This is a genomic window from Mycobacterium sp. pUA109 (assembly GCF_041287095.1).
Classification (GTDB): domain Bacteria; phylum Actinomycetota; class Actinomycetes; order Mycobacteriales; family Mycobacteriaceae; genus Mycobacterium.
Map to the genome: position 1 here is coordinate 1 of NZ_JBGGKS010000034.1, position 21195 is coordinate 21195.

The following is a 21195-nucleotide window of genomic DNA, read 5'->3' on the forward strand; positions in this document are numbered from 1 at the left end:
CGTCGCCATCTCCTAGAAAAACGCCACTTTCTTCGCCAACACGCGTCATAACTCTCTTACTACGCACGCTCGCGGGGGGGAAGGGGCCTCAGAACCGGCCGCCGCCGCCGAAGAAACCGCCGCCGGACGAGTCGGAGCCGCCGAAGGAGGTGGGGCTCCAGCCGCCCCCGGAGCCGCCGCCGAACCCGCCGCGCATCCCGCCGCTGAGGATGTTGCCGATGATGATCCCGCCGAGCATGGCGCCGGTGTTGTCGCCGCCGCCGTAGCGCCCGTAGTAGGCCTGCTGCGCGGACTGCGCATCGGCCTGGGCCAACGACTGCGCCTGCGCGGCCAGCGTGGCCGCGCTGTGGGCGTGCGCGATCGCGCTGGACACGTCGGTGGCGCGTCGGCTCTGCGCGGCGTCGAGTTGCCGACTCGCCTCGGCGAGCCGGGTGCGCGCCTCCGGCCCAATGCTGCCGCGGCGGGTGTCGATGTAGTCCGACACCGCGCGCACCCGCGATCCCGCGGTGAACAGCGCCTGCTCCAGCGCGCGGTTGAGCCGTTCGGCGGCGGCCTGCTCCTCGGCCAGCACGGCCAGCAGCCGGTCCAGGTCCGCGTCGGCCTTGGTCACCTGCATGAACGCCCCGAGCGGGTCGGTGGAGCGGCGGGCGTTGTCGACGGCGGTGACCGCCGCGGCGCGGGCGGCGGTGAGTTCGGTGCGGTGCGACCCGGCGCCCTGCGGCAGCAGCGCGCCGGCGTGCTCGATCCCGGCCTCGATATCGGTGATCGCCGCCGGCAGGGCGGCCACCGCGTGCCGGATGTCGCTGGCCGCGCTGTCCACCGCGTCCAGCAGCGCCCCGGCCTGCCCCAGCGCGGCTTCGGCGGCGCGGACCGCGTCGACCAACTCGCTTTGCTGGCCGGCGACCGGACGGGCCGCCACCTCCCGGGCGCGGGTGATGTTGCGGTCGGCGAAGGACACCCGCTCGCCGGCGGTGCTGACATTGCCGGCCACCGAAGTCAGTGCGGCGGCGTCGAATTCCTTGCGCAACTCGGTGAGGTGCTGCTCGCTGTCGGGGATCCGCGCGGTCAGCTCGACCAGCCGCTGGGTCAGCCCGTCCAGCCGGGACGGCGCATTGATCACCAGGTCGCGCAGCTGCTCGAACGCCTCCTGCTGCGCCTCCAGTTCGCGGTCGGCCTTGGCCGCGGCGACGATCACCCGGGTCAGCAGTTCGCGGCGCTGCGCCGGGGTCTCGGGGATGGCGTCGTCGAGCTGTTGGCGCACGTTGAACGCCTGGGTCAGCGCCGCTTTGGCCGCGCTGACCGCCTGGCTGAACGGCTCGGTGCGCGCCGCCCCGAATTCCTCGATCGCCAGCGCCAGCTCGTTGGTACTGGTGCGCACCGCGTTGTCGACGTCGACCACCATCTCCCGCGACAGGCCGTCGAGGGCGTGCAGCGGCACGTCGGCCAGCGCCCCCGCGTCGGTGGGATCGACCTTGCGGGCCGCCGTCAGCTCGGCGGCGCGGCGGCGCCTGCGTCGATACCGCAGCGCCAGCACCAGCACCACGCCGACGACCAGCACCACCCCCAGCGCGATCAGCAGCGACCACCAGTCGAAGTTGGTCGACGTTGACCGGCCCAGCCCGTCGGCGGCGGCTACCGCGGCGCCGGCCCAGTCGCCGCGGTGCAGCGCGGGTTCGATCTGGTTGCGGCGCAGCTCCTGCACCTGGCCGGAGCTGACATTCTTGATCCCCGTCGGCACCAAAAACGCGTAGCTGCGGTCGTCGGTGGCCACCGCCAGCAGGGCGTCGTGGTCGCCGAGATAGTTCATCCGGATCGTCTCGCGGGCCCAGCTCTCCGGGGATTGGCCGGAGAAGTCGTGCACATAGACCACCCACAGCCGGATGTGGTGGTCGGTGTAGAGGCTGTCGACATGACCCCACACCTGGCCGCGGCTGATGCTGTTCAGCACGCCGGCGTTATCGGTGATGTAGTCGGTCAGCCGAGCCGGCGGGTCCGCCGCGCCGGCCGGTGCCAGCAGGGCACCCGCGGTCAGAAGCGCCAGGATGGTGCCGAGCAGCCGGGCTACGCGCATGCCTGCCAATCTAATGCGCAACGCTCGGGTCGGCCGGTTGATCACGTGCGCCCCGCCGGGTCGCTCTATGCTCACGGCGTGGTGAGGATGAGGCAGGTGCTGACTGCCGCGGCGGTGGCCGTCACGCTAGCGGGCTGTACGACGACCGTGTCCGGCTCGGTGGCGCAGAAGACCGAAGCCGCCCAGGGCGGTGTCGACGTCGCGCTGTTGGATCCGGGAAATTTTCCGACCAAACCGCAGCCGCCGCTGGGCAACGCCGGTGACCCCGCGAAAGGCGCAGGTCTGGAAGCGCGTCGGATGGCCGGCAATGTGCTGGGCCCCTGGGAGGTGGACCCCAGCTTGGTCACCGGGCTGGGTGCGGTGGAAGACGTCGGCACATTGAACGTCGGCGATGAAGCCGGCGCCGGGGACGTGGTGGCTGCCCACAACTTCGTCACCGGGTTCAGCAGTTACCGGGCCGACGAATCGGGGCCAGGTACCGGAATCCCGACGAAGCGCCGCAAGTCATTGCGGAATGTGGTGCTGCGGTTCGCCAGCCCCGAGGACGCCGCGGCGGCGGCCACCGAATTGGCGGACAAGGGCGCCAGTGTGAAGTCGTCGTTCTCCGACGAACCGACCGTGTATCAGCCCGTTCCGATTCCCCGCTACGCCGACGCCCGGGGTTCGGCGCACAACTGGGAAGCGCTCGGGCACTGGGCGGTGAAATCCTTCCTCGCCCACGGTCCCTACGTGCTGTACCAGTACGCGACGTCGCAAGACGGCGCCGACGCCGCCGCGGCCTTGATCGCAGACGCGTTGGATAAACAGGGCCCGTTGATCGACCAGTTCCAACCCACCCCGGTCGATCAGCTCGCTGATCTGCCGATCGATCCGGGCGGGCTGCTGGCCCGCACCTTGCCCCGCCCGGCCGATAGCCAGCTGCTGTACGGGGCCGGCGGGGTCTACGACGCGAAGGGCCAACTGCACTTCGACGGTGATCCGGTCCGGACGAAACCCATCTTCGATGCCGCACAGCTGCAATGGGTGGCCAAGGGATTTACCAACGTCTACCAAACCCCGGACGCCGCCGCGGCGAAGAAGATCGTCGACGGCTTCGCGGGGGAGATGACCGACGCCCAATTTGGTCCGGCCGCGGCGATCAAGGGGTTACCCGAGGCGAAATGCTTGGCGCAGAAAGGCCAGAACGAGGCCGCCTTCTACTGCGTCGCGGTGGCCGACCGCTACGCCATCGAGGTGTCGGGGAGCCAAGAGCCGGTGGTGCACCAGCTGGTGGCGGCCCAGTACCTGATGTTGACCAGCAAATGAGCCGCGCACGGCTTTGGCAGACTAGGCATCGGTGAGCACCAACCAACCGGATCCCTACGACGCGCACGACCGCGCCCGCGTGGTCGTTGAGCCGCCCAAGACCGCGGGTCTGCCCGGCACCGAGGGCCAGCACCGCACCGACTTCGCCCGCGACCGCGCCCGCGTGCTGCATTGCGCTGCGCTGCGACGGCTGGCCGACAAGACCCAGGTCGTCGGCCCGCGGGAGGGCGACACCCCGCGCACCCGGCTCACCCATTCGTTGGAGGTGGCCCAGATCGGGCGGGGGATGGCGATCGGGCTGGGCTGCGATCCCGACCTGGTCGAGTTGGCCGGCCTGGCCCACGACATCGGCCATCCGCCCTACGGGCACAACGGGGAACAGGCGCTCGACGAGCTTGCCGCGTCCTGCGGCGGCTTTGAAGGCAACGCGCAGAACTTCCGCATCCTGACCAGCCTGGAGCCCAAAGTCCTTGACCCACAAGGGCGCAGCGCCGGGCTGAACCTGACCCGGGCGGCGCTGGACGCGGTCACCAAGTATCCGTGGCCGCGCGGGGGCGGGCACACCAAGTTCGGTTTCTACGACGACGACCGCCACCACGCCGCTTGGATGCGCCAGGGCGCGCCACCGGATCGGCTGTGCCTGGAGGCGCAGGCGATGAACTGGGCCGACGACGTCGCCTACTCGGTGCACGACGTCGAGGACGGGGTGATCGCCGGGCGCATCGACCTGCGGGTGCTCGCCGACGACGACGCGGCCGCCACGCTGGCCCGCCTCGGGGCATCCGAGTTCGACCAGGTCAGCGCCGATGACCTGGTCGCCGCCGCCACCCGGCTGTCCGGGCTGCCGGTGGTCGCCGCGGTCGGCAAGTACGACGCCACGCTGTCGGCGTCGGTGGCGCTCAAACGGTTGACCAGCGAGTTGGTGGGCCGCTTCGCGTCGGCCGCGATCACCGCGACCCGCGCCGCCGCCGGGGACGGGCCGCTGGCCCGCTACCGCGCGGATCTGCAGGTGCCCGAGGTGGTCCGCGCCGAGGTGGCGGTGTTGAAAACCCTGGCGGTGCACTTCATCATGTCCGATCCGCGGCACCGCGAAATCCAGGCGCGGCAGCGTGAGCGCATCCACGCGGTGGCGGCGTGGCTGCTGGCCAACGCGCCGAGCACGCTGGACCCGGTGTTCGTCCCGGCGTTCAACACCGCCGTCGACGACGACACCCGGCTGCGGGTCATCGTCGATCAGATCGCCTCCTACACCGAGGGGCGGCTCGAGCGGGTGGCGGCCGGGATCAGCTGAGCTTGCGGGCCTTGTCCAGCATGGCGCGGGCGACGTCGATGCCGCTGGTCTCGGGTTCGGCCGACCCCTGGCGCTGCTCGAGTTCCACGGTGAAGAAAGAGATGTCGACCTCCACGAGACAGTTTTCCGATATCCCGACGGCCCGCGCTCTTGGATCCTGAAGGGACTTCCCGGTCTGACCTTCGATCACCGTCGCTGCAAGGACGGATTCGTCGACGCGAACATCGGTGATTTCGAAAGTAGGGTCGCCAGCGTTCGGCACCGGGAGCCGATGGCCGGTGGTTGTTACGGTTCGTCCCTCGCATCGCTTCCACTGCTCGGAGAACTTGTTGAACAGATCTTCGGCATCCGCGGGGTTGGGCAACGCCACCACGGCCTCGGTTACCGCGACCACGCGGACGTGGTTCGGGAGCGGGGCGAACCAGGACTCGTCGGCGAATTTCGCCACACCGGCCGATTGGTAGATGCTTTTCTCGGTCAGGGCCATAGCGCCGACGCAGTCATGGGGTGAGGCGGAGGTTTCCGACGGGAAGCGATCCGGCATGGCATCCACCCCGCCATACCGCGGGTATTTCGCCGTGGTTTCGAACGGCTGGTGGAGCAATGCGGTGAGCTCGGTGCCGTTCAGGAGTATCTGCTTGATCGAGTCCCCGCTGATGGGGTGTGGTGTGGTGGTGGTTGTCGACGACGTGCTTGTCCGGGCGGGTAGCACCGCCCACACCACCAGGCCCAGCACGGCGATCACGATGAGCACGTACGACAGGGTCACCCCGACCAGGGCACGCGTGTGTCCGCGCTGGGGACGCTTTTTGATCTCCGAGAGCGCCAGGTGACCCAGCACCGCCCCGACTGGGGCGAACACGACGGCGAAGACCACCGAGAGCGTCGCCAGGGTGTTGGTTTGTTCGGTGGGGGGCGGCTGCTGCGGCGGCATCGGGCCGCCCGGCGGCCAGCCGCCCACGGGCGGCCAGCCCCCGCCGAACGGGTCAGGGCCGAACGGACCTGGCGGATAACCCCCACCGCTCACCGCAGCCTCCCGTCGCCGCCCGCCTCGGATTGACGATATCCGGCACCGTGCGTGGGCCGCCGTCAGTTGCAGATGAAGTACACCGGCGGCGATCCGTACTTTTCGGGCCATCCACGGTCTTGGGCATCGGTCGGCCCGATCGCCCGCGTCACCAGGTTCCAGCCGTGGTCGTCGTGCCGTAGCAGCGCCAGGTACTTCTTGGACTTGCCCCCGTGTGCGGCGGCCTCGGCGAAAGGCGTACCCGTGTAGTCGATCGGCCGGCCGTCGGCGCCCAGGATGGTCGCCTCCACGAACATCCATTGGCCCGACCTGCTGATGCTCTGCTCGCCCAGCTTCGCGGGCTTGCCCAATTGCTGAGTCAAATCCGCGACAGCGGGTTTGAGGATGGCTGTCACCTCGGGCGACGCCGGGTCCAATCGTTCGGAGTTTTTCGGATCCCACTGGCACGATTCCGGGTCGGCGGCCGCGGCCCCCGCCGTGAGCGCACCGAACGCGAGAATCGGGGCGAGGAGTCGCAAAACCACCCGCGGACCGCGTCGTCTGCCGGGGAGACGGACAGTTCGTGCCGCCGCGGGATCGTGCATGGGTCACATCCTCACTTCGCAGATGTCGGCGCTAGTGGACCCGGCAGGTCGTGACGGCGTCGGGAGACGCGGCATCACCGTCCGGGTCAACCCGACCCTATCGGGCACCGGCCCGCCATCCGTGCACAATTTGGCCGCGACGGCGTCATCGCGGCCCGGCCCGGCGCTCTAAACTAGCCCGATGGCCGGCCGCATCCCCGATCGCGATATTGCCGCCATCCGTGAACGTGTCCGCATCGAGGACGTCGTCGCCGACTACGTGCAACTGCGCCGCGCCGGCGCGGATTCGCTCAAGGGACTGTGCCCGTTCCACGACGAAAAGTCGCCGTCGTTCCACGTGCGGCCCAACCACGGCCACTTCCACTGCTTCGGCTGCGGCGAGGGCGGCGACGTGTACGCGTTCCTGCAGAAGATCGAGCACGTCAACTTCGTCGAATCCGTCGAACTGCTCGCCGACCGGATCGGCTACACCATCAGCTACACCGGGACCAGCACCGGCGCGCAGCGCGACCGGGGCACCCGCAGCCGGCTGATCGCCGCCAACGCCGCCGCCCACGAGTTCTACATCGCGGCGCTGACCAGCGAGGAGGCCGCCCCGGCGCGCCAGTACCTCACCGAGCGCAACTTCGACGCCGCGGCCGCGACACAGTTCGGCTGCGGATTCGCCCCGTCCGGCTGGGACACCTTGACCAAACACTTGCAGCGCAAGGGCTTTGAGTTCAAAGAACTCGAGGCCGCCGGCCTGTCCCGGCAGGGCCGACGCGGCCCCATCGACCGGTTCCACCGCCGGCTGCTGTGGCCGATCCGCACCGCGGCCGGCGAGGTGATCGGCTTCGGGGCCCGCCGCATCTTCCCCGACGACCCGATGGAAGCCAAATACGTCAACACCCCCGAAACCGTGCTGTACAAGAAATCCAACGTGCTGTTCGGAATCGACCTGGCCAAACGCGACATCGCCAAGGGGCATCAGGCCGTCGTCGTGGAGGGCTACACCGACGTGATGGCCATGCACCTGGCCGGGGTCACCACCGCCGTCGCCTCGTGCGGCACCGCCTTCGGCGACGAGCACCTGGCCATGCTGCGCCGCCTGATGATGGACGACAATTTTTTCCGCGGCGAACTGATCTACGTGTTCGACGGCGATGCGGCCGGTCAGGCCGCCGCGGTCAAAGCGCTCGACGGTGAGCAGCACCTGGCCGGGCAATCCTTCGTCGCGGTGGCCGCCGACGGCATGGACCCCTGCGATCTGCGACTCAAATCCGGCGACGTGGCGTTGCGGGATCTGGTGGCGCGGCGAACCCCGTTGTTCGAGTTCGCAATCCGGGCCGCGTTGCAGGAGATGGACCTGGACAGCGCCGAGGGCCGGGTGGGTGCGCTGCGCCGCTGCGTGCCGATGGTCGCCCGGATCAAGGACCCCATGCTGCGCGACGAGTACGCGCGCCAGCTCGCCGGCTGGGTCGGCTGGGACGACGTCGCGCAGGTCATCGGCCGGGTCCGCGACCAGGCCCGGACCCACGGCGGCAATAAGCCCGCCGCCCGTCGCGCCGCCGCCGGCAACGGGGCGCCCGCCGCACCCGCGGTGTCCCGGCCCGACCCGGCCGATCCCACGCTGTGGCCGCAGCGCGAAGCGCTCAAATCGGCGCTGCAGTATCCGGCGCTGGCCGGGCCGGTGTTCGACACGTTGACCGTGGAGAGCTTCACCCACCCCGGCTACGCCGCGGTCCGCACCGCGCTGGGGGCCGCCGGCGGCACCACCGCCGGGATCGCCGGCGCCGAATGGATCGACGCCGTGCGCCAGCAGACCACCTCGGCGGCCACCGCGGGCCTGATCAACGAGCTCGGGGTGGAGGCCATCCGGGTCGACGAGGACAAGCTGCCGCGCTACATCGGCGGGGTGCTGGCCCGGCTGCAGGAGGTGTGGGTGGGCCGGCAGATCGCCGAGGTCAAATCCAAGCTGCAGCGCATGTCCCCGGTCGACAACAGCGACGAATACCACGCCCTGTTCGGCGACCTGGTCGCGATGGAGGCCTACCGGCGCAGCCTGCTGGAGCAGGCCAGCGGCGACGACCTCACCGCCTGACCCGGGCGCGGCTCAGTTTGCGTTGTCCGCCCGCTGCGGGGTGACGACGGCGGTGCGCTGGTCGATCTCGGTCAGCGTCACCATCCGCGGATCGGGGGAGACCCGGTTGGCGATGGTGCGCCGGCCCGCGTCGATCACCGACCGCGCTATCGGGCTGCCGGTCAGGGCACGGTAGGTGCCCGCGATCTGCTCGTAGCGGCGACGGCCGGCCTTCGCGCCCAACACGTAACCCAACCCCAGCACCACGAAATACCGGATCAAAGGTCCCCTCCAGACAAATCGATGGCTCCATCCTGCCTCACCGGCCGCGGGGGCGGCGGACAGGCTGGCCCGTTTCGCGCGGCCCGCGCCCGGTGCGCTAGAGTCGTCCCGCAGCCCACGTGGACGCGACAGCGTCTATCGTGGACGGTCAGTCCCCTGTAGCTCAATTGGCAGAGCATTCGGCTGTTAACCGAAGGGTTGCTGGTTCGAGTCCAGCCGGGGGAGCGTCACCATCGACGGGCCCGGTTGCGCCTTGGCCTGTTTCTGCTTGGCCGCCTGCGCGACCGCATTGATCAGCGGGTTCGCGGCCAGCATTTCGCGGCGTTCTTCCTCGGTCATCTCGTAGAACGACCACGCCCCCCACACCGCCGGCCGCACATACACCGTCACCGGTTGCGGCCGGGTGCCCAGCACGGCCGGAATCGCCACCGGACGGTCGCTGGACGCCGAACTGAGCATCTCCTCGGTGATCTGCGCGACATCCGCGGAGTCGTGCAGTTCGTAGGTCAGCCCCTGGCCGACCTTGCTGGGCGGTCCTTGCAGCGCGAGGAACCACGCCATCGGCTACTCCTTCGTTCGGGTTGGTAACCTGGCCAGCTTAAGGCGTGGGCCGGGGCGCGGGTCGGCGTATTGCCGACCACCAGAACCCCTAGTACACGTCGCGCTGGTAGCGGCCCGCGGAGGACAGCCCTTTCACATACGCCTTGGCGGCGTCGTGGTCGAGGTTGCCGTGCTGCTGCGCGATTTCCACGATCGTGGCGTCGACTTCTTTGGCCATCCGCGTCGCATCCCCGCACACGTACAGGTGTGACCCGTCCTGCAGCCAGCGCCACACCTCGGCGCCGCGGCGACGCATCAGATCCTGCACGTAGACCTTCTCCGGCTGATCGCGGGAGAACGCCAGGTCGAGTTCGGTGAGGAAGCCGTCGGCGTGCAGGCCGGTGATCTCGTCGCGGTAGTAGAAGTCGGTGGCGGCGTGCTGCTCACCGAAGAACAGCCAGTTGGGTCCGGTGTGGCCGAGCGCGCGCCGCTCCTGCAGGAAGCCGCGGAACGGCGCGATGCCGGTGCCGGGCCCGATCATGATCATCGGGGTGTGCGACTCGGTGGGCGGCCGGAAGTGGTTGGACTTCTGCAGGAAAACCCCGATCCCGTCGTTGTCGGCGGCGTCGGCCAGATACGTCGAACACACTCCGCGACGTGGGCGGCCCTGGAAGTCGTAGCGCACCGCCGACACGGTCAGGTGCACCTCCCACGGGTCCTGTTTGGGGCTCGATGAGATGGAATACAGCCGCGGCTGAAGGGGTTTGAGCACCTGGGTCCACTCGTCGGCGGACACCTGCACCGGGTATTCGGTGAACAGGTCGATCTGGTGGCGTCCCCACGCCCAGTCGGTGAACCGGGCCTTGTTCTCCGGCTTGAGCAGTTCGCGCAGCTCGGCGTCGCCGTTGCGTTCGGCGACAAACCGCACCAGGTCCGGGTTGAGCCGGGCGATCGCGAACCGCTCCCGCAGCGCGTCGCGCAGCAGCATCGGTTCGTGGTCGCCGACCTCCACCAGGGTGTCACCGTCCAACCCGGTGACACCCAGCCATTCGTCGACCAGCTCGCGGTGATGGCGCGGCCACACCCCCAGCGCGTCGCCGGCCTCGTAGCTCAGCGTGTTCTCCGGCAGCAGGAAGACGAACTGGCGCACCTCCTTGGCCGACCCGGGCCCGCTCAGCACGGTGTTGCCCACCAGGCAGGTGACCAGTGGGTTCTTCTTCCCGTACGGCTGCGGCGGGGGCGCCAGCGGCGCGGCGGGTGCCGGTGCTGCGGCGGGCGCCGGTGCCGCACCGCCGCCGACCAGGACCGGTTCGCGCACTAGGGCCTCGGTCACCGCGGCCAGCCACTCGGCGGCCGCGTCCTCGTAGTCCGGTTCGCAGTCGACGCGGTCGACGATGCGGGTGGCGCCGAGGTCGGCCAGCCGGGCGTCAAGTTTGCGTCCGTGCCCGCAGAAGTCGTCATAGTTGGAGTCACCCAACGCCAGCACGGCGTAGCGGGTGTCGGCCAGTTGCGGTGCGGTATCGACGGATAACACCTCCCACAGCCCGCTGCCGTTATCCGGCGGGTCGCCGTCGCCGGTGGTGCTGGTGACCAGCAACAGTTCCGGGGTGGCCGCCAGGTCGGCCACCGCGAAGTCGTCCATGGCGTGCAGCGCGACCGGCAACCCGGCGTCGGTGAGCCGGGCGGCGCACATGGTGGCGGCTTCCTCGGCGTTACCGGTCTGGGAGGCCCACAACAGCACGATCGGGGTGCGCTGCGGTTCCGCGTCGTCGGCGCCCGGCCCCGGGTCCGTCGGACCGCGGTCCAGGGCGGGGGCGGCCGTCGGCGCCGGCAGGGCTGCCCAGCCGCCCCCGGGCACCGGGCTGCGGGAGAACAGGCCGGCCATGACGCCGTCGACGAACATCCGGTTGCCCGGCTCGAACGGGGCACTCATCGGCAGCGTCGGCACCCCGGGCGCGCGGCGCCCGGCCTCGGTGCGCAGCGCGGCGACTAGCCCGGCCAGGTAACGGCTTTCCAGCCCATCGAACTGCACGGCGAATTCGTCGGTGTGCCCGAGGAGTTCGGCGAGGGTGTCGACCTGGGACAAGCTGATCTCCTCCGTGTGCGGCGCGCCGGCCGGTTGGTGGCCGCCGCGCTCGGGCGCCGTGGTCTTCGACTCGGGCGCCGCGGTTTGCGTGTCGCTGGGTTGCGTTGCGCCGGTGGCGACTTTGGTCAGGGTGACGGCACAGGCCTTGAACTCCGGTTGCTGGGAGGTGGGGTCGACGGCGTCGTTGGTGACGGCGTTGATCGACAGGTACTCGCCGAAGGCGTCGTTCCAGTGGAACGGGGCAAAGCAGTTGCCCGGCCGCACCCGGTCGGTGACCACCGCCGGCAGCACGGCGCGGCCGCGCCGCGAGGCGATCTCGATCGGGTCGTCGTCGGCGATGGCCAGCCGCGCGGCGTCGTCGGGGTGGATTTCGACGAACGGGCCGGGGTTGAGTTTGTTGAGTTTGGCGACCTTTCCGGTCTTGGTCATGGTGTGCCACTGGTGCGGCAACCGCCCGGTGTTGAGCAGGAACGGGTAGTCGTCGTCGGGCATCTCGTCGGGCAGCAGGTGCGGGCGGGCGAAGAACACCGCGCGCCCGCTGGCGGTGGCGAACGCCAGTCGCGGGATGCTGCCGTCCTCGCGGACCACCTGGGTCTGGCTCACCCCGTCGTTGAGGTAGCGGATCGGGTTGCGGTCCTCGGTGCTGCCCGGCGGGCACGGCCACTGGATCGGGGACTTGCGCAGCCAGTCGTAGCTGATGCCGCGCAGGTCGTAGCCGGTCTTGGGGTTGGCGAACCGCTTGATCTCCTCGAACACGTCCTCGGCGCTGCCGTAGGCGAACGCGTCGGCGTACCCCATCTCGGCGGCGACCCGGGCGATGATCTGCCAATCCGGCAACGCCGAGCCGGGCGGGTCGATCGCCTTCTGGAACAGGGTGAGGTTGCGTTCGGAGTTGATCAGCACCCCTTCGCATTCCGTCCACAACGCGGCCGGAAGCAGCACGTCGGCGTACTCGTTGGTTTCGGTGTCGGCGAACGCGTCCTGCGCGATCACCAGCTCGGCGCGTTCCAGGCCGGCCAGCACCGTTTTCCGGTTCGCCACCGTGGCAACGGGATTGGTGCAGATGATCCAGCAGGCCTTGATCTGGCCGTCGGCCATCCTCGAGAACATCTCGATGGTGCCGCCGCCGGCCTCGGTGCGCAGCGACCCGCGCGGAATGCCCCAGGCGTCCTCGACGAAGGCGCGGTCGTCGTCGTTGACGGCGGTGCGCTGGCCGGGCAAACCCGGCCCCATGTAACCCATTTCGCGGCCGCCCATCGCGTTGGGCTGCCCGGTCAGCGAGAACGGGCCGCTTCCGGTTTTGCAGATCGCACCGGTGGCCAGATGCAGGTTGCAGATGGCGTTGGTGTTCCAGGTGCCGTGGGTGCTTTGGTTGAGCCCCATGGTCCAGCAGCTCATCCAGTTGGCCGCCTCGCCGATCCACTGCGCGGCGGTGCGGATGTCTTGTTCGGAGATCCCGGTGATTTGGCTCACCGCATCCGGCGGGAATTGCTCCAGGAAGCTGGGCATCACCTCCCAGCCCTCGGTGAACTCGGCGATGAACTCCTCGTCGATATGCCCGTTAGCGACGATCAGCGCCAGCAGCCCGTTGAGCAGCGCCAGGTCGGTGCCGGGGGCGATCTGCAAGAACAGGTCGGCTTTTTCCGCGGTCGTCGTGCGGCGCGGGTCGACGACGATGAGCTTGGCGCCGGCCTTGACCCGGTCCATCATCCGCAGGAACAGGATCGGGTGGCAGTCGGCCATGTTGGCGCCGATGACGAAGAACACGTCGGCGTTGTCGAAGTCCTGATACGACCCGGGCGGCCCGTCAGCGCCCAGCGACTGCTTGTACCCGGAACCGGCGCTGGCCATGCACAACCGGGAGTTGGACTCGATCTGGTTGGTGCCGATGAACCCCTTGGTCAGCTTGTTGGCCAGGTACTGGGCCTCGGTGGACATCTGGCCTGACACGTACAGCGCCACGGCGTCGGGTCCGTGCTCGTCGATGATCGCCCGCAGGCGCTGTGCGGTGTGCGTGATCGCGGCGTCCATGTCGGCCGGTTCGATCGGTTCACCGCGGTTAGGCCGCAGATGCGCCGACTCCATCCGGCCCGGTGCGGCCAGCATGTCGGCGGTGGTCGCGCCCTTGGTGCACAGCCGGCCGAAGTTGGTGGGGTGGGTCTTGTTGCCGGTCGATTTGGTGACCCGATTATGTCCGGTCTGCGGATCCGTGCCGACCTGCAGCACCATGCCGCAGCCGACACCGCAGTACGCGCACAGCGTGTCGATGCTGCGCGTGTCGGGTTCGGCGGGCACGCGAATCTACCTCCTTGTATCGGGTCCGTTCCCCACAGTGCCGGGCGAACGTTTCAAGATCGTTTCTTTACCCTGGGAGTCCGTTGTGATCACGCTCCGCACTTGCTGACTGCCCCGTAAACTGCGCAGCGTGCGGCGGCAAATGGCGGCGATCCTGGTGATTGTGGGCATGATCACAGCCGGCTGCGGCTGGAAGCCCGGGTCATCGGCGTCGCAGCACCCGGATCACTGCGCGGCCTCCGACGGGCCGAGCGCGGACACCGTGCAGCACGCGATCCTCGGGGAGCCGAGCGCGGTACCGGGGTCGACCTGGACCGAAATCGGTCGCGGGCACACCCGCGATTGCCGGCTGTACTGGGTGCAGATCGCGCCGAGCAGCGCGACCGCGGTCAGCCCCCACCAGCTGCTGTTCTTCGACCACAACACCCCGCTGGGCAGCCCCACCACCAACCCGAAGCCCTACACCACGGTGCTGACGCCCGGTCAGGACACCGTCACCGTGCAATACCAGTGGCAGACGAGCGGCGACGCGCCCGAACGGCCCACCGGCATCGGCACGGTGCGCTACCAGATCGGGCCGGACGGCAAACTCCAAGCCCTCGACCCGATTCCGAACCAGTAGTTCGGCGCCCTTGCGCCGCGAGCGTGCGCAGATCCGGGATTTCGCCCGGCGTGTCGGCCGGGGACACGCACGCTCGCGGCGACAGGGGACCTCAGCCCGGGAGGTTTTCCGGGTGCAGCATTTCGGCGTACCGCAACGGCTCGGGGATGCCGAACCCGTCGACCAGCACCTCGGCGTAGGGACGCAGCTTGCGGCACCGGTCGTTGATGCCGCGGGTGACCGCCTTGGCCCGCTCGGTGGACAGGTAGCGGTGCTCGATGTACCAGGCCTTGTCCTCTTCGATCACGCTCAACGCGTAGAGGTCACACACCAACTCGAGCAGCTCGCGGGCCTGCTCGTCCTCGCACGCCTCGATGCCGGCGACAAAGGCTTCCAGCACCACCCGGTCGATGTGGGCGGTCGCGGCGTGCAGCACGTGATCCTGCACGGCGTTGAACGCGTCGAACTCGCTCATCTCGTTGGCCTTGCTCTGCAGCCGGCGGGCCACCGAGGACAGCAGGTAATCCTCCCGGTCCTCGAACATGTGCACCTGGGTGCCGCGGTTGAACAGGCTGCCCTCTTCCTCGCTGTCCTGTCGGGCGTCCACCAGGCGCTGCATAATCGCCTCGGCCGCCGTGCGTTTCATCACCCGGTCGCCGACCGCGTTGGCGGCGAACCGCACCCACTCCACCGGGCTCATCGACCCGATGTCGTCGGCGTAGGCGGTCAGCAACTGTTTGGCCACCAACTGGGTCAGCACATGGTTGTCGCCTTCGAAGGTGGTGAACACGTCGGTGTCGGCGCGCAGCCCGATCAGCCGGTTCTCGGCCATGTACCCGGCGCCGCCGCACGCCTCCCGGGCCTCCTGGATGGCCCGCGACGCGTGCCAGGTGTTGGCGGCCTTCAACCCGGCGGCCCGGGCCTCCAGCTCGCGCTGCTCCTCGGCGTCGGGGTCCTCGGCGGTCTGCAGGTCGTGGCATTTGGACACCAGCTCGTTTTGCGCGAACTGCAGCGCATACGACCGGGCGATCAGCGGGAACAGCCGGCGCTGATGCACCAGGTAGTCCATGATGAGTACCTCGTCGTCGTCATCGCCGGGGGCGGTGAATTGCCTGCGCTGCAACGCATACCGGGTCGCGATGTCCAGGGCCACCCGGGCGGCGGCGCCGGCGCTGCCGCCGACGGTGACCCGGCCGCGGATCAGGGTGCCCAGCATGGTGAAGAACCGCCGGCCCCGGCTTTCGATCGGGGAGCTGTAGCCGCCGTCGGGGGCGACGTCGCCGTAGCGGTTGAGCAGGTTTTCCCGCGGGACGCGGACGTGGTCGAACCGGATGCGCCCGTTGTCGACGCCGGGCAGCCCGCCCTTGTAGTGGCAGTCCGAGGTGGCGACCCCGGGCAGGTCGTTGCCGTCGGGGTCGCGGATCGGCACCACGAAACAGTGCACGCCGTGGCTCTGCGGCTCCTCGCCCGGACCGGCGGTGATCAGCTGCGCGAACACCGCTGCGACGGTGGCGGTTTCGGCGGCGCCGCCGATGTAGTCTTTGCGCGCCGACGGGGTGGGGGAGTCGATGACGAACTCTTGGGTGGCCGCGTCGTAGGTGGCGGTGGTTTCCAGGGACTGCACGTCGCTGCCGTGCCCGGTCTCGGTCATCGCGAAGCAGCCGAGCAAATCCAGGTTGATGATCGGTTTGACGTATTTCTCGTGGTGCCGCTCGGTGCCCAGGTTCTCGATCGCGCCGCCGAACAGGCCCCACTGCACCCCGGCCTTGACCATCAGCGACAGGTCCGACATCGCCAGCATCTCGATCATGGTGATCGCCGCGCCGACGTCGCCGGTGCCGCCGTGTTCCTTGTTGAAGCCGTCGGCGGCCGCCCCGGCGGACGCCATGATCCTCAGCTGTTCGGCCACCTTGGTGCGGGCGATGACCGTGTTCGGGGTGTGGTGCGGGCGAAACACCGGATCGGTCAGCGTTGTTCGGATCCGGTTCTTCACGTCATGCCAGCGGCCGTCCAGGGTATTGCGCAGATGTTCGGCGGTGGTGGTCATCCCTCGACGGTAGCGCCGCGTCGGCGGGGTTACCCGGGCTTTTCGCCGCCGGCCGCCTCGACGGTGTCCGCGGCGGCCGGCACCGGAGTGCCCGCCGCACCCGCGGCCGGCACTCGGTGGCCGGTCGCGGCGAGGTAGCGCTTGGGGGTGGGCGCGCGCAGCACCCACCACAGCACGTCGACGGCCAGCATCCCCAACACCGCCAGGATGGTCATGTCGAACCACCACCAGCCCGGCGACCACAGGATGTCGTCGGCGGCCAGCAGGTCGATGGTGCGCAGATCCACGCTGGAGGCGGCCGCCGCGAACCCCCACCGGGCCGGCACCAGCCACGACACCTGCTCGAAGCCGAGCCGCCCGGTGATCGGGGCCATTCCCCCGCAGAACACCAGCGACACCAAAATCGCCAGCACGAACATCACCAGCAGTTGCAGGGGGTCGTTCGCCAGCGCGGACAGGGTCAGCCCGATCATCGCCGAGACGACGGCGGTGGCGGCCACCGCGAGGTAGAGCTCGAGCATCGGGGCGCCGCCGCCGGTGGGCGCGCGGTCGCCGGGCACCGCGACCACGATGAGCACGGCCGTCTGGATCGACGCGACCACCGCGTAGACCAGGAGTTTGGCGGCCAGGTGGGCCGACGCCGACAGCCCGACGGATTGTTCGCGCCACAACACCAGGCGTTCCGCGAGCGGGTCGCGGATGGTCAGGGCCAAGCCCATGACCACCGCGGCGAGGGTGAGCACCACCAGGATCGGGACGGCCTGGTTGGGGTTGTCGCCGTACGGGTCGGCCGGGCGCAGCCCGTCGCGGCCGGGCAGCACCCAGCACAGCGCCCCGAACAGGAACGGCAGCAGGACCGCCAGGACGAAGTGGCGCTGGTCGCCGATCAGCACCCAGGCTTGGCGGCGGGCCGCGACGGTCAGGTGCCGCCACCAGCCGATCGGGGCGGGCCCCTCGGGCCCCTCGGGCGGCTCGGCGGCCGCGGCCGGCGGGGGTGCCGGGGCCGGCTGGCGGGCCAGGAACGCCCGGTGGGCGCCGTCGGGGTCGGTGCTGAGCTGGTCGAGGACGTCCGACCAGTCGGTGACGCCCAGCGCCTCGGCGGCCTGCGCGGGCGGCCCGAGGAAGGCCGGGGTGCCGGCGGCGGTCAGCAGCAGCACCTGGTCGCAGCCGTCCAGGCAGATCGGCGAGGTGGTGGCCAGCACCACGGCGCGGCCGGCGTCGGCGAGCCGCCGCAGCAGCGCCATCATCTGCTGTTCCGGTTCGGGCGCCAACCCGGCGGTCGGCTGGTCGAGGACCAGCACCGACGGCCCGGTCAGCAATTCGGTGGCCAGCGACGCCCGGGTGCGCTCGGCGTGGAACAGCTTGCCCACCTGCACGGTGCGGCGGTGCGTCAAGTCCACCTCGCCGAGCACCCGGTCCACCGCGTGCCGGCGATCCTCGGCGGTGGCGTCGGCGGGCAGCCGCAGCGCCGCCGCGTAGCTCACCGCTTGGTCGACGGTGAGCTGGCGGTGCACCACGTCGCCGGCCGGTGCCAGCCCGACCCGGCGGCGCCGCGCCGGGTCGTCGACGCGGTGCCCGTCGACGGTGACCGCGCCGATGCTGGGCCGCAGCGCCCCGGCGAGCAGGCCGGCCAGGGCCGAGGTGGCCGCCGCCGACGGTCCCGCCACCGCGGTCAGCGTGCCCGGGCGCACCGTGACGGACACGTCGGCCAGCAGCTGGTGCCCGTCGACGGTGAGCCCCAGCCGATGCGCCACCATCGGGTGGTCGGCGGCGGGGCGGCTGGCGGGCAGTCGACTGGTCGCCGCCGCTTCGTGCGGCCGCGGCGGGGTCGGCGGCGCCGCGGGTGGGCGCAGCACCGCGGGGGTGGGTCGCGTCAGCCGCGCCGACGGCGGTTCCGGAGCCGGCTGGGCCGCCGGTGGGCTCGGCTGGGCGACCGGGATCGGGCCGGTGGGCAGCTCCGAGGGGGGCAGCGGGCCTTTGGCGGGGGCGCTGACCCGGAACACCAGCCGCGGCCCGTGCTGGGGATCGCCCAGGGTGATGGCCGCACCGTCGGCGATGGTGACCGTGGGCGCGCGCACACCGTCGCGGTAGATCCCGTCGCGGCTGCTGTCGATGGCCACCCATCCGGTGTCGCCGCACCGCAGCACCAGGTGGATCGGCGAGATCGACGTGTCCGGGGCGGCGAGGCGGATGTCGCAGCGGGGATCGAGGCCCACCGTGACATCACGGCCGGGGGAAAAGGCGTACTTCGCGGATCCGACCCAGACCGTCAGCTGGGCGGCGGACGCCTCGCTCGGCATGGCCACCACCTTTCGTGCCCGTCCTACGGTAACCCGCCGGGTCACCGATGGCTGGGTAGGCGCAACCGCCAACGCACCAAGGCGGTCCACACCGTGCCCAGGATGACCAGGATGGACATATCGGCCACCCACCAGCGCGCCGAGTGGGTCCACAACTGATCGTGCGGGGACACCGGATCCACCGACATCAGGTCCACGGTGGACGCGGCGGCCGCGAACCCCCACCGCGACGGCAGATACCAGGACAGCTGGTCCAGCCCGGCCCGGCCGCCCAGCGGGAACATCCCGCCGGAGAACACCAGCGACACCATGATCGCCACCACCAGCATCGGCAGGATCTGCTCGGTGGACTTCGCCAGCGACGACAGCGCCAGCCCGATCAGCGCCGACACGATCGCGGTGACGGCCAGCGCCAGGAACAGTTCGAGCAGCGGGCTGCCCAACAGATCCGCCCCGCGTTTCGGTGGGCCCTTGCCGAGCACCACGATGGCGGTCAGGATCGCGGTCTGGATCAGCGCGGCCAGGCTGTACACGATGACCTTGGCGGCCAGGTACGCCGACGCCGACAGCCCGACGGATTGCTCACGCCGGAAGATGGCGCGTTCGCCCACCAGGTCCCGGATGGTCAATGCGGTGCCCATGAACACCGCCGCCACCAGCAGCACCAGCAGCAGCTCGGAGGCTTCGTCGGGGGTGTCGCTGCGCGGGTCGGCCGGGCCGAACCCGGTGCCGCCGGGCACCGTCAGCGTCAGCGCCCCGAGGATGAACGGCAGCACGGCCAGGAACGCAAAGTAGCCGCGGTCGGCGACGATGAGCCGGATTTGGCGTCGGGTCAGGCACCAGATCTGCCGCCACCGCCGGATGCGGGCGGGACGGCCCGCCGGCGCGGCGGGCGGGGCCGGCGGAGGCGCCGGCGGCCGCGCCGCGTGCTGACCGGTCACATACCGGTAGTGGGCGGCGTCGGGGTCGGCGCTGACGAACGCGAAGATATCGGCCCAGTCGCTGCTGCCCATCGCCGCGTCGATCGCGTGCGGGGGACCGGCGAACGCGGTTTTACCGCCGGGCGCCAGCAGCAGCACCTGATCGCACATCCGCAAGTAGGTCAGCGAATGGGTCACCACCACCACGACGCGGCCGGCGTCGGCCAGCCGGCGCAACATCGACATCACCTGGCGGTCCAGCGCGGGATCCAGCCCGGAGGTCGGCTCGTCGAGGATCAGCAGCGACGGGCCGGTGAGCAGTTCCATCGCCACCGAGGCGCGTTTGCGTTGCCCGCCGGACAGCTTGTCGACCCGGGTTTTGCGGTGCGCGGTCAACTCCAGTTCGTCGATCACCCGGTCCACCACCTGGCGCCGGTCGGCGGCGGAGTTATCCGGCGGCAGCCGCAGTTCGGCGGCATACCCGAGGGCTTGTTCGACGGTGAGCTGCCGGTGCACGACGTCGTCTTGGGGCACCACCCCGATCCGGGACCGCATCGCGGCGTACTCGGCGTGGATGTCGCGGCCGTCGAAGGTGACCCGGCCCATGGTGGGCCGCACCACCCCGCCCAGCAGTTTGATCAGGGTGGATTTGCCGGCCCCGGACGGCCCGATCACCGCGGTCAGGGTGCCCGGACGCGCGGTGAACGACACGTCGCTCAACAACTGGTGCCCGTCGATGGTCAGCCGCAGCCGCTCGGCCTGCACGCCGCCGGTGTGCGGGGTGACCGACCGGGGCACCAGGGTGCCCCCGGAGACGGTGAAATCGCTGTTGCCCAGGGTCACCACGTCGCCGTCGCGCAGCAGCGCCCGCTCGATGGGCTGGCCGTTGACGAACGTGCCGTTGATGCTGAAGTTGTCGACGATCTCCGGCCCGGCCGGGGTGGGGATCACGGTGGCGTGCATCCGGGACACCAACGGGTCGCGCACCACGACGTCGCAGTCGGCGTGGCGACCGAACGTCAGCGCCCCGGTCTGTAACGCGACGGCGGGCATGGCCGGCAGGGTGGGCGGCTGATCGGCCGGGCCGGCGAAGCGGGAGCTCGGCTGCGGCCGGCCGTGGGGACCGGAAGGAAACATCGACGTAGCGCGCCTCACCGTATTGACTCGTGGGCGTCCCCCCGCGGACGTCCGGGTTTGATCCTGAGATCCTTGGTACCGCCGCTGTCGCGACGGCGCCACCCTACCTCTTCTGGTCAGGCGGTACGCGGTGGCGGCGCGGCGTTTTCGAGAAAGCGGTGTAACACGTCGAGCGCGTCGGTGAGGATTTGCCGCTCCTCGGGGGCCAGCCGCGCCAGTTGCGGGTCGATGGCCGCCGCGCGGTCCCCGCGGACCCGCTCCAGGGTGCGCAGGCCCTCGGGGGTGATCGCGATCAGCACGGCCCGGGCGTCGCCGGGGTCGCCGCTGCGGGTGACCAGGCCGGCGTCCTCCAGCCGGCGCACCTGGGTGGTCATCGTCGGCTGGGAGCAGTGATCCACCGCGGCCAGATCGCAGATCCGGGCCTCACCCAAGGCTTCTATGGTGGACAGTAGCCGGGCTTGTGCCCCCGGCAGCGGCAATTGCACCCGCTGGTTAGCCAGCCGGTTGAGCCGCGCGACCACGCTGAGCAAATCGGCGCCCAGGCTGGCCGTAGTGTCCGCGGCAGATGATGACGACATGAATCCATATTACATAGATTTGCTAACTAGACCAAGGTGGGTCGCGGCGCGGCGGCTGGCAGAATCGATGAA

Annotated in this window: 13 protein-coding genes, 1 tRNA gene and 4 pseudogenes; 5 read left to right on the forward strand and 13 right to left on the reverse strand. The window is 70.2% G+C overall.

The annotated features are described in order from the left end of the window. Positions 1–88 precede the first annotated feature (88 nt). Positions 89–2071 (reverse strand): TPM domain-containing protein, encoded by a 1983-nt coding sequence (locus ACAG26_RS26315; protein ID WP_370486029.1) that lies wholly within the window; start codon positions 2069–2071, stop codon positions 89–91. Positions 2072–2149: 78 nt separating this feature from the next. Between ACAG26_RS26315 and ACAG26_RS26320 the strand changes: the two genes are divergently transcribed. Both ACAG26_RS26320 and ACAG26_RS26325 read left to right on the forward strand, forming a co-directional pair. After that, on the forward strand, positions 2150–3376 hold the full coding sequence (locus ACAG26_RS26320; protein ID WP_370486030.1) for a hypothetical protein: 1227 nt from the start codon (positions 2150–2152) through the stop codon (positions 3374–3376). Between the two features lie 31 nt (positions 3377–3407). Continuing rightward, positions 3408–4667 (forward strand): deoxyguanosinetriphosphate triphosphohydrolase, encoded by a 1260-nt coding sequence (locus tag ACAG26_RS26325; RefSeq protein ID WP_370486031.1) that lies wholly within the window; start codon positions 3408–3410, stop codon positions 4665–4667. On the opposite strand, the gene ACAG26_RS26330 is transcribed toward ACAG26_RS26325, so the two are convergent. Both ACAG26_RS26330 and ACAG26_RS26335 read right to left on the reverse strand, forming a co-directional pair. Then, positions 4660–5628 (reverse strand): sensor domain-containing protein, encoded by a 969-nt coding sequence (locus ACAG26_RS26330; RefSeq protein WP_370486032.1) that lies wholly within the window; start codon positions 5626–5628, stop codon positions 4660–4662. The two genes, ACAG26_RS26325 and ACAG26_RS26330, sit on opposite strands and share 8 nt — an antisense overlap. 128 nt (positions 5629–5756) lie before the next feature. Next, on the reverse strand, positions 5757–6218 hold the full coding sequence (locus ACAG26_RS26335) for a hypothetical protein (RefSeq protein WP_370486033.1): 462 nt from the start codon (positions 6216–6218) through the stop codon (positions 5757–5759). Positions 6219–6459: 241 nt separating this feature from the next. Here ACAG26_RS26335 and dnaG point away from each other — a divergent pair, with 241 nt between their 5' ends. Then, a complete protein-coding gene (dnaG, locus tag ACAG26_RS26340; RefSeq protein WP_370486034.1) occupies positions 6460–8358 on the forward strand; it encodes a DNA primase in 1899 nt (632 codons plus the stop codon). Positions 8359–8370: 12 nt separating this feature from the next. Here the strand turns inward: dnaG and ACAG26_RS26345 are convergent, their stop codons facing one another. Continuing rightward, positions 8371–8619 carry a hypothetical protein gene (locus ACAG26_RS26345; protein WP_370486035.1) on the reverse strand — a complete coding sequence of 83 codons (249 nt, stop codon included), beginning with the start codon at positions 8617–8619 and terminating at the stop codon, positions 8371–8373. Between the two features lie 152 nt (positions 8620–8771). On the opposite strand from ACAG26_RS26345, the gene ACAG26_RS26350 reads away from it, so the two are divergent. Then, a tRNA-Asn gene (locus tag ACAG26_RS26350) sits at positions 8772–8844 on the forward strand. 424 nt (positions 8845–9268) lie between these two features. Here ACAG26_RS26350 and ACAG26_RS26355 read toward each other — a convergent pair. From ACAG26_RS26355 to ACAG26_RS26365, 3 genes and pseudogenes are all read right to left on the reverse strand, one after another. Further along, positions 9269–12043 (reverse strand): molybdopterin dinucleotide binding domain-containing protein, encoded by a 2775-nt coding sequence (locus tag ACAG26_RS26355; protein ID WP_370486059.1) that lies wholly within the window; start codon positions 12041–12043, stop codon positions 9269–9271. Positions 12044–12109: 66 nt separating this feature from the next. After that, positions 12110–13351: pseudogene (locus tag ACAG26_RS26360) on the reverse strand (molybdopterin-dependent oxidoreductase); the annotation flags it as partial. A gap of 63 nt (positions 13352–13414) precedes the next feature. Continuing rightward, positions 13415–13474, reverse strand: a pseudogene (locus tag ACAG26_RS26365) (hypothetical protein); the annotation flags it as partial. A 208-nt stretch (positions 13475–13682) separates the two neighbouring features. On the opposite strand from ACAG26_RS26365, the gene ACAG26_RS26370 reads away from it, so the two are divergent. Continuing rightward, entirely contained in the window at positions 13683–14162 is a 480-nt protein-coding gene (locus ACAG26_RS26370; RefSeq protein ID WP_370486060.1) for an LppP/LprE family lipoprotein, read from the forward strand. A gap of 91 nt (positions 14163–14253) precedes the next feature. Here the strand turns inward: ACAG26_RS26370 and ACAG26_RS26375 are convergent, their stop codons facing one another. The 6 genes and pseudogenes from ACAG26_RS26375 to ACAG26_RS26400 form a co-directional block, all read right to left on the reverse strand. Continuing rightward, positions 14254–16188, reverse strand: coding sequence for an acyl-CoA dehydrogenase (locus tag ACAG26_RS26375; protein WP_370486036.1), 1935 nt, complete (start codon positions 16186–16188; stop codon positions 14254–14256). A gap of 29 nt (positions 16189–16217) precedes the next feature. Then, a complete protein-coding gene (locus ACAG26_RS26380) occupies positions 16218–18488 on the reverse strand; it encodes an ATP-binding cassette domain-containing protein (RefSeq protein ID WP_370486038.1) in 2271 nt (756 codons plus the stop codon). 41 nt (positions 18489–18529) lie between these two features. Beyond that, the gene (locus tag ACAG26_RS26385; RefSeq protein ID WP_370486061.1) at positions 18530–19654 is read right to left on the reverse strand and encodes an ABC transporter permease; all 1125 of its coding nucleotides are present in this window, start codon (positions 19652–19654) and stop codon (positions 18530–18532) included. Then, a pseudogene (locus tag ACAG26_RS26390) lies at positions 19649–20107 on the reverse strand (ATP-binding cassette domain-containing protein); the annotation flags it as partial. The gene ACAG26_RS26385 and the pseudogene ACAG26_RS26390, both read right to left, overlap by 6 nt. Before the next feature lie 174 nt (positions 20108–20281). Continuing rightward, positions 20282–20545 (reverse strand): annotated as a pseudogene (locus ACAG26_RS26395) (FHA domain-containing protein); the annotation flags it as partial. A gap of 116 nt (positions 20546–20661) precedes the next feature. Continuing rightward, positions 20662–21123, reverse strand: coding sequence for a MarR family winged helix-turn-helix transcriptional regulator (locus ACAG26_RS26400; protein ID WP_370486039.1), 462 nt, complete (start codon positions 21121–21123; stop codon positions 20662–20664). Positions 21124–21195: the final 72 nt, after the last annotated feature.